The 16,394-nt window shown below is 48.9% G+C and carries 15 protein-coding genes; all 15 read right to left on the reverse strand.

The annotated features are described in order from the left end of the window. Positions 1 to 104: 104 nt before the first annotated feature. The 15 genes from MTP38_RS12160 to MTP38_RS12225 all read right to left on the reverse strand — a co-directional run bounded on the left by MTP38_RS12160 (position 105) and on the right by MTP38_RS12225 (position 16,363). Positions 105 to 521, reverse strand: a complete 417-nt coding sequence (locus MTP38_RS12160; protein WP_249233706.1) for a potassium channel family protein — start codon at positions 519 to 521, stop codon at positions 105 to 107. Between the two features lie 88 nt (positions 522 to 609). Next, positions 610 to 1,167: a hypothetical protein gene (locus tag MTP38_RS12165; RefSeq protein WP_249233707.1), complete on the reverse strand. Its 558-nt coding sequence runs from the start codon at positions 1,165 to 1,167 to the stop codon at positions 610 to 612. 296 nt (positions 1,168 to 1,463) lie between these two features. Further along, complete coding sequence (locus MTP38_RS13650) at positions 1,464 to 1,586, reverse strand: hypothetical protein (protein ID WP_256466379.1); 123 nt, start codon at positions 1,584 to 1,586, stop codon at positions 1,464 to 1,466. Position 1,587: 1 nt separating this feature from the next. Continuing rightward, positions 1,588 to 2,550, reverse strand: coding sequence for a translation initiation factor 2 (locus MTP38_RS12170; protein WP_249233708.1), 963 nt, complete (start codon positions 2,548 to 2,550; stop codon positions 1,588 to 1,590). A gap of 14 nt (positions 2,551 to 2,564) precedes the next feature. Next, positions 2,565 to 3,002 (reverse strand): DUF4869 domain-containing protein, encoded by a 438-nt coding sequence (locus tag MTP38_RS12175; RefSeq protein ID WP_005920841.1) that lies wholly within the window; start codon positions 3,000 to 3,002, stop codon positions 2,565 to 2,567. Between the two features lie 226 nt (positions 3,003 to 3,228). Continuing rightward, positions 3,229 to 4,467, reverse strand: a complete 1,239-nt coding sequence (locus MTP38_RS12180) for a Wadjet anti-phage system protein JetD domain-containing protein (RefSeq protein ID WP_249233709.1) — start codon at positions 4,465 to 4,467, stop codon at positions 3,229 to 3,231. Then, positions 4,427 to 7,810 (reverse strand): ATP-binding protein, encoded by a 3,384-nt coding sequence (locus MTP38_RS12185; RefSeq protein ID WP_249233710.1) that lies wholly within the window; start codon positions 7,808 to 7,810, stop codon positions 4,427 to 4,429. The genes MTP38_RS12180 and MTP38_RS12185 overlap by 41 nt, the downstream gene beginning before the upstream one ends. Beyond that, positions 7,761 to 8,408, reverse strand: coding sequence for a DUF4194 domain-containing protein (locus MTP38_RS12190; protein WP_249233711.1), 648 nt, complete (start codon positions 8,406 to 8,408; stop codon positions 7,761 to 7,763). The genes MTP38_RS12185 and MTP38_RS12190 overlap by 50 nt, the downstream gene beginning before the upstream one ends. Beyond that, positions 8,405 to 9,805 carry a Wadjet anti-phage system protein JetA family protein gene (locus MTP38_RS12195; protein WP_249233712.1) on the reverse strand — a complete coding sequence of 467 codons (1,401 nt, stop codon included), beginning with the start codon at positions 9,803 to 9,805 and terminating at the stop codon, positions 8,405 to 8,407. Before MTP38_RS12195 ends, MTP38_RS12190 begins: the two co-directional genes overlap by 4 nt. 205 nt (positions 9,806 to 10,010) lie before the next feature. After that, positions 10,011 to 10,934 (reverse strand): AEC family transporter, encoded by a 924-nt coding sequence (locus MTP38_RS12200; protein ID WP_249233713.1) that lies wholly within the window; start codon positions 10,932 to 10,934, stop codon positions 10,011 to 10,013. A 113-nt stretch (positions 10,935 to 11,047) separates the two neighbouring features. Beyond that, entirely contained in the window at positions 11,048 to 12,475 is a 1,428-nt protein-coding gene (locus MTP38_RS12205; RefSeq protein WP_249233714.1) for a glycoside hydrolase family 1 protein, read from the reverse strand. Between the two features lie 16 nt (positions 12,476 to 12,491). Then, entirely contained in the window at positions 12,492 to 13,784 is a 1,293-nt protein-coding gene (locus MTP38_RS12210; RefSeq protein WP_249233715.1) for a PTS sugar transporter subunit IIC, read from the reverse strand. A 35-nt stretch (positions 13,785 to 13,819) separates the two neighbouring features. After that, entirely contained in the window at positions 13,820 to 14,125 is a 306-nt protein-coding gene (locus MTP38_RS12215; protein WP_249233716.1) for a PTS sugar transporter subunit IIB, read from the reverse strand. 29 nt (positions 14,126 to 14,154) lie between these two features. After that, complete coding sequence (locus MTP38_RS12220) at positions 14,155 to 14,472, reverse strand: PTS lactose/cellobiose transporter subunit IIA (RefSeq protein ID WP_097800916.1); 318 nt, start codon at positions 14,470 to 14,472, stop codon at positions 14,155 to 14,157. Next, positions 14,465 to 16,363, reverse strand: a complete 1,899-nt coding sequence (locus tag MTP38_RS12225; protein WP_249233717.1) for a BglG family transcription antiterminator — start codon at positions 16,361 to 16,363, stop codon at positions 14,465 to 14,467. The genes MTP38_RS12220 and MTP38_RS12225 overlap by 8 nt, the downstream gene beginning before the upstream one ends. Positions 16,364 to 16,394 lie beyond the last annotated feature (31 nt).

Genomic DNA, 16,394 nt, shown 5'->3' on the forward strand with positions numbered 1-16,394 from the left:
TGCTCTCAGCGCCTCACGCAGTTACTTGCGGGGGTTCTTGATCGCAGCCTGGGCGGGTGCCAAAATTACAGAGCGTTCGTTTTACTCCACCATGACATTAATCATTATCGAATGACCTTTCTCGAAAGAAGCACCAAGAAATAGCTTGTCATTGTCACTCCAGAGAACGCCTCTACCAATGAAACCATCTTCGTTGCAAGTGTAGCAGGAAAAAGATCGCCATAGCCTACTGCAAAAAAAGTAATGGCACTTGCATAAATGCACTCTAGCCATCCACTTACTCCTTGATATTGTAAACATGGTATTACATAATATGCCGTTCCGAATATTAAAATCAGAAGAATTATAGTTAAAAATGTTCGGCACGGTTTGGTTCCATATCCGCTAATCCAATCCAGCAGCCTGCGTAATCCTCTTATATAATATCTTTTTTCTTCTTTCGTTTTCGCTTTTTGATAATGAAGATGACAAATATCTTCATTATCATATTCCCCGAGCTGTCTAAAATTTTCCTTTAGCATCAAGAGTTGTTCATTCTTTTTTTCGGTAATCTTTTCAACTAGTTTAGGGAAGTCTTTAAAATAAATTCTCCCACTATTGATTGCATCCTCAAATGATACTTCTTCTGTATCTTCTAATACAATCCTTAAAATATTTGTATTTATTATTTATGCAATCATTAAATAGAAATCTTTTTATGCTTCCACTAAGATTACTTTTACCCAAAATTTCACAACGCAGCAATTCCAAGCAATCAAATCTTGCTTCTCTAATGTCTAATTCTTTTATTGACGCATTAGACAACTTTACTTGAGAAATATTTGATTTCACAAAACACAAATTTTCAAAAGTCTTCGGCAGCGGATCCAAGCAAACCTCTGTTTCTTCTGTTTTGGCACATGAAAAATCCAAACTTAAAGATTGCGTCATTAGCATCGTTAAAATTTTCGATTTGCGGGCTTTTATGTAACGAAATGATACTTCTGGTGTAAAATATCTACTTCCGCCACACTCAATTCCTCCTAATGAAATCTCCGTTTCTATAATATGAGCATCGCTAAATTCAACATTTCCATTTACAAGGGTAATATCGCCTATATCAAGATTTAGATTATAAAATCCTGCATATGAAAAATCCAAATCTTCACTTTGAATCTTTAACTGCATAAGATGAATCAGTTTTGGCTCTTCAGAATAAAAAATCGCTGCCCTAGCTGTTATTTTTCATATTCTCTATAAGGATTTCCTTCTACTTCATAAGGTGCTTTATCTCCAAGCCACTCAAATTCATCTATATACGTATAATCCAAACATATCTCTTTTTCTTGCCAATAATACTCCTCCAATTTTTTATAATCTGGAATTTCTAGTTGTGCAATCTGTTCTTCCTTGCCACTCTCGCTTAGTTGGTATACCGCAACGCTTTTCCCGGATCCTACGTTCGTTGTATTATGAGGGTAAATTCACCCATCTTGTTTATTTGTGATTTTTTCATCCCAAATCCAGAATTTTTTCTCAGGATTTGAAACTTCTTTCGTTATAAGTTTCATATTTTGCCTCGCACCTTTTTCATGTGCATCTTCCAATTTACTCCGGTTTTCCTTTCATCATCTGACCCAGAATCGCATTCTTCGTGCTATCACTCAAATAGGCCTTGTTTAGCGTTTTCTTAGTATAATTCAAATATGTCCCAGCCGCTTTCTCTATCAAAAGTGCCGTAAAGTAGCGCTCCCAGCTAAAATACTCCTTACTATCAATGTAATCAGATGGTGTTTGCAAAATCTGTGCAACCTTTGTATCTTTCAGAATTCCAGAAGATAATACCAGACACTCAAAAGATTCCGGCAGATATAGTGCCAGGTTTTTTCTTGTCTGCACCAACTGCAACACCCTGTCCATTTCCGGGCCAAAGGCGGCACCATCTGCAATCACCAGAATCTTTTCATCCTTATGAACCTTCAAATAGGAAAATATATTAGATTTTCCGTTTGCGGTATCACATTGCATTTGATGTTCTGTACAGACCGCATCAAAAAACTGATAACCCGAATTGCTGTCCTCAGTCAAAATTTTCTCCGGCTTAATATTTTCCGTTGTGCTATCCGGGTAAATTCGATAGAACGAATGATAACTCTGTTTCAGTGTCCCATACTTTCCAGAGGTTCGGATTCCATACACTTCTTCCACACTGTATGGCAAGGCCGGCAAACCCTCTCTGGTCACGATAACATAATAGTTATCCGTCTGCTGAATCGCACGCGCAAAATCTTTGGTCTTGACAAACTCGTTTCCTTCGTCGATAAAAACAATGCTGTCCTGAATGTTGTTGAGCTGTCCCTTCCACAGATTTCCTTCTACCACATAGCAGCCTTTATCACAATTTAGAGTGACCGGCCCACTTTCTCCATCGTTCATATGCGTACGAATCATATCTACGAGAGTCGTTTTACCCGTTGCACTATCCCCACGAATGATGGTCAAGTTGCGTCGCAGTTCAAATTCATATTTCAGGTACTTTGTGCCAACGACCACTTTATGAATGCCTTTCATTTCTGTCAGCCCCTTTACACAAACTCACCTGCGGCCAAAATCAGCTCTTCCATACTGTGAACGATTTGATTCGTATTCAGCACTTTTATTGTAAACGGCTTTTTGCCAAAATCCATCAGGTGACGCAAATTCACCGTGCGATCCTCCTGCTCTGCAATTTTGAGCAGCCACTTTGCACAGTTGTCGCCACAAGTCGATACATTGAACACTTTCTCCGGCTCAAACTTTACCAAAATCAGTGTCTTTACGCCACCAGACAAACCAATCGGTGGAATTTTACCCAAGACCGGGCTGTCAATTACACCACTGTCGATAACGGTAGACTTATCCACATCCTGAATCATTTCCTTGACCATCGGGTCAACGATCCAGTCTTCCTCGTAATCGTATTTGAAATAAGAAGCCGTATTGTACACCGCTTCCTTCATATCACCGTAAAAAATGTTCAGCATCTTATCACCTCATCGATGTGCGTACTTCTGCTATCATTGTACCCTCTTTCAGCTTACAAAACAAGATGCAAAAAGCTCTTGGCCTCCATTACAGAAGCCAAGAGCTTTTATCTTCTTTGTCCTACCAGATTTTATTTCCGGGGAGACTTAATTGCAGCCTGAGCGGGTGCCAAAATTACAGAGCATTGGGGAAGAATGATAGTACGTTTTTATCTTCGCACGAATTCTACTCTAGAAATGTTTCTTGTTCGATTGTGACCCCATATTGCAAAATCTTATCAATTGCATCAACAAACAGCGTATGTCTTCCCGCATTCCGCTCTTCCTTCAGCTTCTTCAGATACTGCTCCGGCCGCTTCAGGCCATTTTTGTGGTACTGTTCCACAAAGCGCCCTTCCATACGCATGGGCTCAAGCTGTGGGAACACCGTTTGCAGGTTTTCAAACATACAAAAACCGCCCAGATCAATATCTGCCCAGAATCGAATTTGCATGGTTTCCCCTGCCGCAGCAGCCAGTTTTTCAAAAAGTTTTTTCTTCCGCGGGCTCAGAAAGCCGCCGTGATAAACAACAAGTTCTTCCGGCTGTTTTTCCGCCAGCAAATATTCATCATAGTTCGTTTTATTTTCGATAAGGGTAATGCAGCAGATGTTTTTCAGTTCAATGTCCACAATCTCTGACACAAGTGTACTGGGCAAAGCCAATCCATAAGGTTCTGCTGCGCTGAGCCGTAGTTCTCCCTTCTTCAAGCAGATTGCGCAATCGCCCGAGAGTTCGTAAAGCTCCGGGCGGGCATAGATTCCCAGAAATGCAAGCTGATCCCGCGCACCAAGTTCCGCTTCTGTACAGGCCGCCGCCAGTTGGGTATTGTACTTTCGTGCAATGGTAAGAAACAGCTCCCGTACATTTCGCTCAAAATACTTGGTATCGTGAAAACACTGGCTGCTGAATGCACGCATCGTCACACTGCCGGACAGCTCCGCATACCGTTGAAACGTGAGCAAAAGCTCCTGCAGCAGACCGTCGTTTTCTCTGCAATACGTCGGCACTTTCATGCTGTTCCGCACCTGAGCACATACAGCATCCCTCCATGCCGCGATCCATGGAACGGGATTGTATGCCAGCTTCTGCATGATGATGTTTGCAACCTCTTCTGCCTTTTTTCGCGGATGCACTCTGTCGGCGCATTCATAGCACTGTGCGACCCGTTCCAGATCCAGCACAATGCAGGCGAGAACGCTCTGCTTTCTCGCCCATTCCAGACGCACCAAAGCCTGCTGCTCCAGCTCCCGCGCTGCAATATTGTAAGCATCCCGAACCACCGCATCTTCGTATTGATACTCCGGCAACTCCCTTTTATCAATGCGCAGCATTACCCGACGTCTGGATGTGTTGGGTTCAGAAAGATGCTTACTGTTTTCAAACTTATCCAGCAGACGATTCAGGATCACCTGTGCTTCCTTCATTCTGCATCTCCTTTCCAAATGGAATGATATGCATCCGGTATCCGGATTTGTCCACTAATAATGTGCGGTCTGCAATGGGCATAATGTCCGAGACCTTATCCGGCGGCGTACAGATGATCGCCTGCAGCCCCATCTTTCGGAGAAGGAGTACACTCTCCGTGATCCGGTCACTATCCATTTTATTGAAAGCTTCATCGAACACCACCAGACGCACCGTATTACCAAAACGGGTAGCGTCGTTGACGCGGTACAGCTGGGCAAACGAGGCCAGCACCGCAATATAAAATGGCGTTTGTGTTTCGCCACCGGACTTCATATTCAGTGTTTGAGAAAGCAGCTGCTTGGAACCGTTCTGATCGGTCGTTTCCAAATCAAATTTCAGATACGTCCGGAAGTCTGTATAGCGGACGATATTCTCCTGCAGTTCGCTCTGTTTGCGGGCATTGAGCTGCGTATCGTCTGCCATTGTGATCTGGCTGAACAGTTTTTCGATCAATGGGCCGTATTTTTGCTGAAAGGGCAGTGCGAATAGACCGGATTCGCCTTCCATCAGTTCATCTGCCGTGATCATGTTATAGTAATCCAGATAATCCGGGTTTGGCCCTACGCGGAATTGGTACTTGTCTGTGCCAAATTGTGCCTGGCGCAGGGCCTTGTTCAGATTGTGCACCTGTTCTTGCACCTGGTCGATGCTGGATTTCAGTTTGGCAAGGAAATCGTTCTGGAATTGCTCCATTGCGCTTTCCCGTGCCGCCCGGATCTTTTCTTTGTATCGGGGCAGCTCGCTTTCCTGCAGAGTACGCCGTTCTTCCTCGTATTCGGTGTTATCCATCACCTCGATCTGGAATGCACAGGGTTTGAACCGTTCTGCATATTCTCTGCGTGCTGCAAACAGTTTCTTCCGAGCCCCGTCCATCGCCTTTGTGTTCTGCGCCAGACTGTCGCCGAAATTTTTACGGATAATGTCTGCTTTTTTCAATCGGTCAAGTTCCTGCTGGTAGCGGGGAACGCCGATGTTTTCCCGGTATTCCTTCGTGAACTCCTCGTTCAAGACATCTTCGATGGCCTCATACCGTTGGTATTTTTCCGGCAAGATCTCGTATTCCAGCTGGTGGATGCGGCTTTCCAGATTGCCCCTTTGCACATTTTTCGCATCTTTTTCCTTGTTAAGTGCAAGGATTTCCTCTTTCAGATGCTCAATGATCTGCCGCTGCTCATCCAACCAGAACAGATTCAGCTGGGAAAGCTGATTTTTGACTTCTGCGATTTCCTTGATGATCGTCTGGACACGCTGGTAGTCCTCCTGCTTTTGCGCCACATCGATTCGGACGAATCTTTGGGTAAAAAGCGGCTCCTGCAGGCTGGTCAGCTGCTTCTGGAGCGGCTGCCAATGCCGCAGCTCTTCCTGCAGACAGGCCAGTTCCTTTTCCAGATGGTCGATGCGGAGCTGCACCGCACGCCGCCCGATGAAGGCGTCTTCCATCCAGCCCTTCCGAAGTGCGCGGGCCACATAGCCCTGATACAGCATTCCCTCTGCCGTAATTGCCGTTTTATAGCAGCGCAACTGTTCTGCCGTGTCGCAGCATATCACCCGACCCAGAAGATAGTCCACATAGCTGCGTGCCAGCTTGTTTTCTGTCTCCACCTTTTCTGCTAGACTGCCGGGCAGCGGTCGAAGTGTTTCTTTTTCCCGCAGTTTTCCGATATCTACCAGACCAAACGCACGGTACTCTGCTTCCTGCTTCAGCCGGTCGTAAATGTTAAGTGCATTCTGATAACGTCCCGGCTCCACCAGCAGATAATATTTCTGGTTATTTAGGTAGCCTTCTACCGCTCCACGCCAGCGCTCATCTGCCATTTCCAGCACATCAGCCAGAATATAAACGGAAACCGCATGCCCCGTTTTATCCGCCAGATCCTTTTCCAGCCGGTCTTTGAACAGCAGAAGCCCATGGGGATAATCTTTTATGTTCCTGCGCAGATTTGCAAGCACCGCACTTTTCTGGTCGGCTTGCTTCTTCAGCTCTGCAATACGATCCTCTGTTTTATGAGCCGCACTGCGGACAGCATCCGACAATTCGACCGCTGCCTGCTGCCCCGTTTCAAACAACTCCGCAGGCCGGGCAAACAATCCCTTCTCGTCACCAGTAAATACAGCATATGCTTTCTGCACAGTGTTCGCCGCTTCCTGCACCGGTATGAGAAGTTCTTCCGGTTCCAGTTCTTGTATCTCCCCACAGAATCTCTGCAAATGCCGTGCTTCCCGCTTAATCTCCACTTCAAGATTTTGCAGACCCTGTTCCAGCTTTTTCTGCTCATCTCTCAGAGCCTTTTCCATGTTGAGCAGACGCTCTTCCTCCTGGAAAACATTGCTCTGCCTGCAGGCCAGCTCCAGCTCACTGCGGCGCGTTTCTTTCTGTTCGATCTGCCGCTCAAGCTCTTCCCGTTGCTCATTCACATTTGCAAGGTTCTCCTTGCATTCAGTTCGTTCCAATTCCCTCTGGTCGATCTCTGTCTGCGCAACTTCTTTTTCGGCCCACCGTACCAGAAACTTCTGGATCTGGCAGCGGTCTATAGCTTGGTTCATCTCCTGATACAGCCTGCTGATTTGCTGCAGCGCATCCAGCTTTTCCTGCTGACGCTGCGCCAGCAATTCGTGCCGTTTATAATCCCGGATGTTTTGCTGCATCAGCTCAATATTGGGTTTATCCGGAATATCGCAGATGTTCTCCGTAATAAATTTTTGGATATCCACAATTGGCCGGAACGAAACAGCCTTCTTCATCATCCGTAAGACCTGCTCGTTGTGGACATTCCACTTTGCAAGCATGTTGCGGCGATACTCTTTTTGGGTATCGTAAAATTCTGCCCGTGCATAGTTCTGCTTCAAAAAACGGCGAAGTGCAGAAATCTCCATTGCCTCGCCCTGCTCAATAAAGCAATTTTCCGGCAGTGTCCCCGTGTAAATAAAGAATGTATCACGGTAACTTCCATCGCTGCGGCAGTCAAAAGTAACGCCTGTCACAAAGCTGCTGCCCTCCATCTCATCCTGAAATTCGCAGACAATATAGGTAGAAAAGTCCTTACCACGGCGGGAATACGGGCTGTTATCATCCATGTCGGCGCGCAGATAGCCTTCCAATGTGCGCTGCGATTTTTCGTTGGCTGCCTGATTAAAATTGCGAGAATTTGTCTCGCCCAGCAGTACGATCTGCAGTGCATCGATGACCGTTGACTTTCCGGCGCCGTTCTTGCCGGTCAGGAAATTGATGTCGCCCACTTCAATCAGTTCCTTACTGAAATAGAGCCAGTTGATCAGCAAGATCTTCTTCAGCTTCTTCATCTGTTTCCTCCTTTTTTAAAACAGACACCACCAAGTTCAGCTTTTCGCTGGAGACCGCAGAGAGAATGGTGGGCAGTACTGCAATCTTGCAGCTGCCCTGGTTGAATTTTCCTTCCAGTCTTTGAATCACAGAATGGTTTTCCAGTACCGTAAACGCGCGTTTGACCTCTTCCATATTCGGCTTAGCCGGAAAAACTGGATAGTCGGTCACCACTTTTTCCAGCACATCCCGCACAGTACACACGGCATCCTGCTCCAAACCCAAACGCTCCATATTTTCTTCGTAGATCAGCCGTAATGCCAGCAAAATCGCCGTTTCTTTTTTATTGAGGTTGCAACGGTTAGCCTCGTCTGTGTTCAACACATAAAAGTATCCGTTCAGTTCATCCCTGCGCAAATCCCAGTCCAGCAGGCTCAGGTACTCCTGTACAGCCTCATAGTGCCGTGATAGAAAAAGATAGTCTGGGTTATCCATCCTGCCTTTTCCCGGCTGGTAGATGGTTCGCACAATGTATGTGCGACTGAGCAGCTGATTGCAGACAGATTTGAATTGTTCCAGTTCTTTTGCCGTTGCATTGGTAATAAAATCAAAATTCACGGCTTCTTCTCCTTCCTCCGGATCTGCATTTGCGGGATCGAATAGCCATTTTTGCAAAAAATGCCATCGAGTTCCTGGACCACATAACCGGCAGATGCATCCTTGCTTCCAAGGATTGCCAGCAAACTCATGATATAATCCTTGTCCTCTTCAAGCGAGAACTCCTCCGAGCAACGAATGTCAGCGTCTCCCAGCCATTCCTGCACGTAAGCATTTACTGCTGCTCGGCCATATTTCGATTGCAGTAACTGTGCCGCTCTGACCTGTTCTTCCGTATTCGGTGCCTGATCATCTTGTATCAGCACCGACGCGGTTTTTGTCCGTTTTTCGGGGCGCTTACGGTACCACAGACTTTTTTCTGACAAAAAAGACTGCTCATACAATTGAAATGCCGGTTGTATCTGGTCCACCAGCTCAGACGCCCTGCGGTTTCTGGACAGTGCCGTCAGCAAAACATTCAAATTGCCGCGCACGCTTTGATCTCGGTTCGTCAGATTCTCGATTTTCTGTGTTGCTGCCCTGGTATAGCGCCGGACCTGCGTATCAATTTCTTCAAGATAGTCCTTCTCTAAATTGTCATAGCGTTCTTCGATCCAGAAAATTTTCCTCAGCAGATCGGCACGGCAGTCTTCCAATGTCTTGCCCCGCTTATCGCGCAATGCTTCATTTGCCATCGCAATCAGCAAGGTATCATCCTCTTCCCAGCGCCTAAGCACAGACTGAATGGGCACACGATACTTCGGCACTGAATCTTTGATTTTCAGCGGACGGATATATGCCTCCACAACCTTTTGTCCGAAGTCGTTAAAGTGTGCAGCTAGTACCTGGTTGACATCCTGCATATCGATCTGCGTCTGAAAATAATGCTTCACATTATGATAGACCATTTGCAACAAGCTAATCAGCGCCGTTGTGTTATCGTAGGCACTATAGAGAGCCGTCATTTTATCGTAAGCATTGTTGCTGTCGTCGGCGGTCTTTAAGACTGAGAAAGTTCCGAACACATAGGAATATCCACGAGCCGGGCTATCATCGCAGAGTTGGTGGAATAATTCCAGCAAACGGCTGCTGTAATTAGGAATCGTGATATACTCTTCAAAGTCGTCCCCGCGTTCTTTCTCAAACCACCCCTTACTACACAGCTTGCGGATCAAAAAACGAGCGCGGCCAGAGATATCCCTCAGTTCCTCTTCGTCAATGTCTTCATCTTCAAACGTAGCATCCGCCAGTTCCTGCTCCAGCCTGCCGCGCAGCATGGAATACAAGACATCTTCCCGTATTTTCAGGTTTTCTTGGTATGCTGCGTACAGTACGTCCAGTGCATCCGCATATAAAATACGGTTGGGCGAAGCCAGCGGCGAGAAAAGTTCGCTTGGAACCGCTTCAAAAAACTTCATAGGCCTACCACCTTATTCGACTAATATACGCTTTCTTTTCTATTATTGTAACCTCTTTCCTCTTACAAAACAAGATGCAAAAAGCTCTTGGCCTCCATTACAGAAGCCAAGAGCTTTTTTCTTCTTTGTCCTATCAGATTTTATTTCCGGGGAGACTTAATCGCAGCCTGAGCGGGTGCCAAAATTACAGAGCGTTCGCACGTACTCACATCTGGTACAGTGCCACCATCAGCGGCATCGTGACGATACACAGCAGGGTCGTTACCACATTGATAGCGCTGGCGTAGTCTGCATCTTTGCCGTACACCTGCGCCATCTGGGTCAGTGTGGACGCGGACGGCGTGCAGATGGCAAGCAGTGTAACCAGCAGTATTGTTCTGCCCTCCGGCACTAGTGCTGCAAGGCTGCTGTATTTCAACAGTACGATTCCTATCAGCGGGATGCCCACCAGACGCAGCAGTGTGATCCACCATAGTCTGTGATAACTCATCAGTTTTTTCAGGTCCATTTCTGCGATCAGCATACCGAGTATCAGCATTCCCATTGGACCAACCATACTGCTGATCGAATCCACCGCATCCTGCACAGGTGCAGGCAACTGGATCTGCAGCAGAAACAGCAGCACCCCAGCAAAAATGGCGATCATGTTGATATTGGTCAGAATCTTTTTCAGGTCGATTCCTTTTTCTCCGCAGAGCTTCATTTTAGCATGGCTCCACAGCAGAAAAAGCTGCACCGAAAGAAATGCGCTGGTGTAAATGACCCATTCCTTGCCCAGAATGGCCGTCACAATGGGAATAATAAGGTTTCCTGCATTGGAATAGATCAGCGAGGTTTCCTCTACACCATCCAGTTTCAGCACCTTGCCCAGAAAGCCGACCACCACGATCAGCACCAGATGCAGCAGCACTGCCGTAGCCAGTGCCAGCAGCAGACCGTTCAGAATCTCGGGCTGATACTTCACCTGAAACGACGAGATGATCACACATGGCATGACCAGATACAGTGAAATCATGGAGAGCACCTTGCTGTCCCGACTGCGGACGATGCCGCAGCGCACCAGCACAATGCCCAAAGCCATGACCAAAAACAGCGAAAGGATCTTTTTTGCCAGAATCAAACTTATCATATCGATATTCCTTTGCGGCAGCTGTTGTACGTGCTGCACCCTCACACAAAAAAATCAAGTGCAGTATTTTTCTTGTTGTTTTGAAAAATACTGCACCGATCTTTTTTATTTGATTAGTCCTCGGCGGGAAGTTCCAGATCCTGTCCGTTGGAGGCGATCACCTTTTTGTAATACTCGAAGGAATCTTTCTTCCGACGCTGCAGGGTTCCGTTTCCCTGATTATCCTTATCCACATAGATAAAGCCATACCGTTTTTCCATCTCGCCAGTGCCGGCACTCACGATATCGATGGGCCCCCACCAAGTGTAGCCGAAGATATCACAGCCGTCAGCCACAGCCTGCTGCAAAGCTTCGATGTGCTTTTTGAGGTACTCCATGCGGGCAGTATCGCGGATGCGGCCATCCGAGTCAATGGTGTCTGCCGTACCAAGGCCGTTTTCAGCAATGAACATGGGCTTCTGGTAGCGGTCATACAGTTCGTTGCAGACGAATCGCAGACCCACCGGGTCGATTGGCCAGCCCCACTTGGATTTTTCCAGATAGGGATTGTCCGCACCTACGTGACCGCCCGTATTGGAGCGGATCTTCATGCCGGCAATGTGGGTAGAGGTCATGTAGTAACTGAAAGCCAGATAGTCGTTGGTGTTCTGTGCAATCAGCTCAAAATCACCCGGCTCCATCTGCACCTGTACGCCCAGCTCTTCCCACTTGCGATCGATGTAAGAGGGGTAACGGCCGCGCAGCATCACATCCGAGAAGAACAGCGAACGCTGACGAAGCTGATAGGTTTCCATCACATCCTCCGGGCGGCAGGTGTTGGGATATGCTGTGCTCAAAGACAGCATGCAGCCAATCTTTGCACCCGGTATCATCTCATGGCAGGCTTTGACAGCCAGTGCATTGGCCACAAACATATTGTGTGCAGCCTGATACTGCCGCTGCGGTGCACTGGCATCATCTGCCACCACCATGCCGGCTGCCAGATAAGGCAGCTTGAGGGTGTTGTTGATCTCGTTGAAAGTCATCCAGTACTTGACCTGATCCTTGTAGCGCTCAAACAGCACCTTGCAGTAGCGCTCAAAGAAGCCGACCAGCTTGCGGTTGTCCCAGCCGCCGTACTTTTTGACCAGCGCCAGCGGAGTCTCAAAGTGAGAGATTGTGATCACCGGTTCAATGCCCCAGCGGTGCAATTCCCGGAACATATCCTCGTAGTAGGTCAGACCCTTCTCGTTGGGCTCGGCATCGTCGCCGTTCGGGAAAATGCGACTCCATGCAATGGAGGTGCGCAGGCACTTCATGCCCATCTCGCCAAACATGGCAATGTCTTCTTTGTAGTGATGGTAGAAGTCGATGGCTTCATGGGAGGGATAGACGCGGCCCTCATGCAGCTCCAGTGCCGGGTCCAGCTTGATGAAACGATCTTTGCCGGTTTCCAGCAGGTCGCAGATCTCCAGGCCCTTTCCATCTTCCAGATAAGCGCCCTCGCACTGGTTTGCCGCCAGTGCGCCGCCCCATAAGAAGTTTTTTGCAAAGGCTTTCACAGCAGTTCTCCTTTTATCAGTTCTGAGCGGCCTGCTCTGCTTCTGCCTGCTTATTGGCAATGATCATGAAGGGGGTATACACCAGAGTTGCCAGTGCCAGACCAATAATCTGCACCACAACACCCTGCCAGCCGTGGCCAATCAGTGCACTCAGCAGCACAGGCGTACCAAAGGCAACGTCAACGGTGTTGCAGGGCATAAAGCCAATCGTGCTTGCAAACAGTGCAGTACCGGAGCACAGCATAACAGAGAGGATGGAGGGAATCAGCATGGTGGTGTTCAAAACCAGAGGCAGGCCAAAGACCATGGGCTCGCTGATGCCGAACAGTGCGGGGCCAATGGCAACTTTGGCAACAGCGCGATAATCTTCACGCTTGGACACCAGGAAGATGGCCAGACAGACGGGCAGAGAAACCGGCAGAACCACAAATGCGACCCAGAAGCCGTAGGTGATGGGAGAGGACGGAGTCTGACCAGCAGCAACAGCAGCAACGTTTGCAGCCAGAGCAGCAGCCAAGAACGGGTCACGCACAGGCTTGATGATCAGGTCACCATGGATACCCAGGAACCAGAATGCACGGCAGACCAGAATGATGATGAACAGACCAGCAGGACTCTGGAATGCATTCTCCAGAGGATGCTGGATGGTGGTGTAGATCCAGTCGGTCAGGTACTGGCCGCTGATCTGACGGAATGCGTAACCGCCAACGGAAACACCCAACAGGGTGAGCACGATGGGGATCAGAGCGTTGAAAGAAGTAGTGATAGCAGTGGGAACAGATGCCGGCATCTTGATCTTGAGCTTATCAAAAGTCATCAGGAAGGCGAACAGTTGGCTTGCCAGAATGGCGACCAGCATACCCACGAACAGACCCTGAGAACCCAATGCTGCACCAGGCAGTCCACTGGCGGTGCCAGTCTTGTCGTCCACCACTACAGAGATGATCTGCGGGCAGATGGTCAGATAGGAAGCCAGCGCCATAATAGCGGAGATGTGCTCCGGCACGTTGTTCTTCTTGCCCAGCTTGAGGCCGATCAGGAACACGATGGGCAGGGTCATGCAGGACAGCGTTGCAAAGTTTGCAGCGGTAAAGATAGGCTTCAGTGCTTCCAGTGCTGGAATCCACTTGGCAAGGCCGGTAGTGGTGCTGCACAGGATGGTGTTGAACAGGTTCATGAACGAGCCAACGATAACGAACGGCATGTAGATGGTGAACGAATCCTTGATTGCACCAAGGAACCTGTTTTCGTCCACCTTTTCGGCCACCAGGCTCATGCCATCAATGAACTTGTCGCTAAATTTACTCATGTTTTTTCTCCTCCAAAAGGGATTTTCCGAACAACTCAGCCGTTGTTCACCAGATCCTCGGCCTGCTTCAGAATGGCAGCACCGTTGCAGCGGCCATAGGCCAGTGCATCAATGACCGCCACCGGTGCACTGGCACCCACAGTTGCCTTGACCTTGCGCTGCAGATGGCGCACCTGCGGACCCAGCAGCAGCACATCAAAGTTGCCAACGTTCTCCGCAATCTTGTTCTGATCCACAGCCCAGATCTCATAGTCCTTGCCCTGCTCCTTTGCAGCGTCCTTCATCTTCTGGACAACGACGCTCGTGGACATTCCCAAGCAACAAGCCAGCATGATCTTCATAACGATTCTTCCTTTCTTGTGTTCCGTGTTTATTTATGATTCTGCTTGTAGAGTTCAATGAACTCTTCTGCAAAATCGATGGACATGATTGCCATGGTCAGGTGATCCTCTGCGTGAATCAGCACGATGTTCAGTTCCACGCTCTTGCCCTGAGCTTCGCTCTGCAGCATATCGTTCTGCACATCGTGCGCCTTAGCCATCTGCTCTCTTGCTTCGGCCAGATTTTTTTCGGCCTGTTCAAAATTGCCGTTGCGGGCCTCCTCGATTGCCATCAGTGCCAGCGACTTTGCATCACCAGCGCAGGCGATAATTTCAAATGCAACTTCGTACTTCTCGTCATCAACCATTTTCTTGTTCCTCCAGTCCTTGTTCTTTTTGTCTCAGCAGCCCCAACAGGACCTCGAACCGGCGCTCTGCGATCAATTTGCAGATGCAGGCTTCATCGACCATAAGCTGCGCAACAACCTGATAGAATTTTTGCAGTTTTGCGGTGGCATCGTCCGCGATGGACACCAGAAATACCACCTGTACCTTTGCTTCGCCCCACTGCACGGGCTTGTCCAGAATGGCAAGACAAACGAAGGTATCTTTGCTGACTGCCTTCCACGGATGCGGCATTGCCACCAGCCCACCAAACGAAGTGGCGGCCAGCGATTCCCGCTTTTTCACGAGCTGAAAAAAATCATCCGGCAGCTTTTTTTTGCCACACACGAACCGGCACATCTGTTCCAGTACCTGCTCCCGTGTTTCGCAGTTGAGATGTGGCAGAAACAGCTCCGGGCTGAAATATTCTTCCACAGTCCCCTTTTTGCCCTGCATCAAGAGCTTTTTCATCTGGGTCAGTTCTTTTTCGGTGGGGAAGAACTGGATCTGTCGGATGGGCACCGGGACATAAATGGGAATAGGCACCGTGGAAAACACATAGTCGATCTTACTGAAGTTCACGCTCCGCAGCCCGATCACGTCACAGGTTTGTACCTGGCCCAAATTCTTGCCGAATTTCTGCTGGTAGCGGTAAGCCAGCAGCTGGGCGCTGCCTTTGCCGCTGGCGCAGACGATCAGGATGTTTTTAGGTGCCCACTCTTTGGCCTTCTGCCGTTCCAGTGCCAGCGCAAAGCTGACGGCGATATAACCGATCTCGTCCTCCTTGATGGGGTTCGGACTGACGTTTCGCAGCACGCTGCACGCCTGCGTGGCCATCTCGTAGGCCAGCGGATACTCCCGCTTGATATCCTGCAGGATCGGGTTCTTCATCCGCATCCCACTCTTGATCCGCGCTAGCAAGGGCACCATGTGCATGCACAGGCCCATGCGTAGTTCTAGATTGTCCCGGAAGTCGATGCGGAACGCCTCGTAGATATGCTCGATCATATCCGATACGATGTGGTTGACCTCCTGTGGAATCACCAAATTTTCATCCGAGGTCATTGCGTTTGCCCGGTACATCTGTTTGCCGTTCAGATGCATAGCAATGTAGCAGACCTCCGGCAGTGGAAAAGCCACGCCCGTCATGTTTTCGATCTGCACGGCGATGTGGCTGGCCACTTCTAGGATCCGCTCCGGAAGGTCTGCCTGCATGCCATCCGAGCTTTCTATCGCGTGCCCTGTGCGGATGCGCTCTACTGCGACCTCAAGGTGGACCGCCAGATTATCCAGCGCCATCGTGGACATGGCGAACTTTTCTTTTTCCAGCACCCGGCTGACCAGCTCCTGTATCTGCTGCTCGACCGGGCGGCTCTCGTCCCGCTGCGCCGCAATGCAGATCCTACGGTTCGTCTCACTGCCTACCACGCAGATGCCGTAGCCCGGTTTGCGGCGGATGCTCAGCCCGTATTCCGCCAGCTGCCGCTCCACTTCGCGCAGATCGTTGGAGATTGACCGCCGCGACACGAAGAACTGCTCGCTTAGATCATCCAGCTTGGAATAGCCATCCTTTTCCAGCAGATACTGCCTCAGCCGCTGTATCCGCTCCTGCGCGTCCTGCGGGATGCCGGTCTGTTCTCCCTGCTGTGGTTTGCTGCCCGACACATACGTCTGTGCATCCGTGATCTCAATGCCGAACCCCCTGCCGGGTTTGGCTGTGATGCAAAAGCCATTTTCCTGCATTTCCTTTGCGTAGGTCTTAATCAGGCTCCGCACTGTTTTGCCGCTGAGTTTCAGTTGTGCGGCCAGTTCATCCGCCGTCATAGGGCCACTTTTGTCCAGTATTTCAGCAATCGTCCAGATTCGCTCGTCCATCTTTTCACCTCCCCCCATCCTGTTGATTAGC

This window comes from Faecalibacterium sp. I3-3-89, assembly GCF_023347275.1.
GTDB lineage: Bacteria > Bacillota > Clostridia > Oscillospirales > Ruminococcaceae > Faecalibacterium > Faecalibacterium butyricigenerans.

Coding starts and splice junctions, on each gene's coding strand:
- MTP38_RS12160 (WP_249233706.1), bottom strand. CDS start 521: ATGCTAAAGGAAAATTTTAGACAGCTCGGGGAATATGATAATGAAGAT.
- MTP38_RS12165 (WP_249233707.1), bottom strand. CDS start 1,167: ATGCAGTTAAAGATTCAAAGTGAAGATTTGGATTTTTCATATGCAGGA.
- MTP38_RS12170 (WP_249233708.1), bottom strand. CDS start 2,550: ATGAAAGGCATTCATAAAGTGGTCGTTGGCACAAAGTACCTGAAATAT.
- MTP38_RS12175 (WP_005920841.1), bottom strand. CDS start 3,002: ATGCTGAACATTTTTTACGGTGATATGAAGGAAGCGGTGTACAATACG.
- MTP38_RS12180 (WP_249233709.1), bottom strand. CDS start 4,467: ATGAAGGAAGCACAGGTGATCCTGAATCGTCTGCTGGATAAGTTTGAA.
- MTP38_RS12185 (WP_249233710.1), bottom strand. CDS start 7,810: ATGAAGAAGCTGAAGAAGATCTTGCTGATCAACTGGCTCTATTTCAGT.
- MTP38_RS12195 (WP_249233712.1), bottom strand. CDS start 9,805: ATGAAGTTTTTTGAAGCGGTTCCAAGCGAACTTTTCTCGCCGCTGGCT.
- MTP38_RS12200 (WP_249233713.1), bottom strand. CDS start 10,934: ATGATAAGTTTGATTCTGGCAAAAAAGATCCTTTCGCTGTTTTTGGTC.
- MTP38_RS12210 (WP_249233715.1), bottom strand. CDS start 13,784: ATGAGTAAATTTAGCGACAAGTTCATTGATGGCATGAGCCTGGTGGCC.
- MTP38_RS12215 (WP_249233716.1), bottom strand. CDS start 14,125: ATGAAGATCATGCTGGCTTGTTGCTTGGGAATGTCCACGAGCGTCGTT.
- MTP38_RS12220 (WP_097800916.1), bottom strand. CDS start 14,472: ATGGTTGATGACGAGAAGTACGAAGTTGCATTTGAAATTATCGCCTGC.
- MTP38_RS12225 (WP_249233717.1), bottom strand. CDS start 16,363: ATGGACGAGCGAATCTGGACGATTGCTGAAATACTGGACAAAAGTGGC.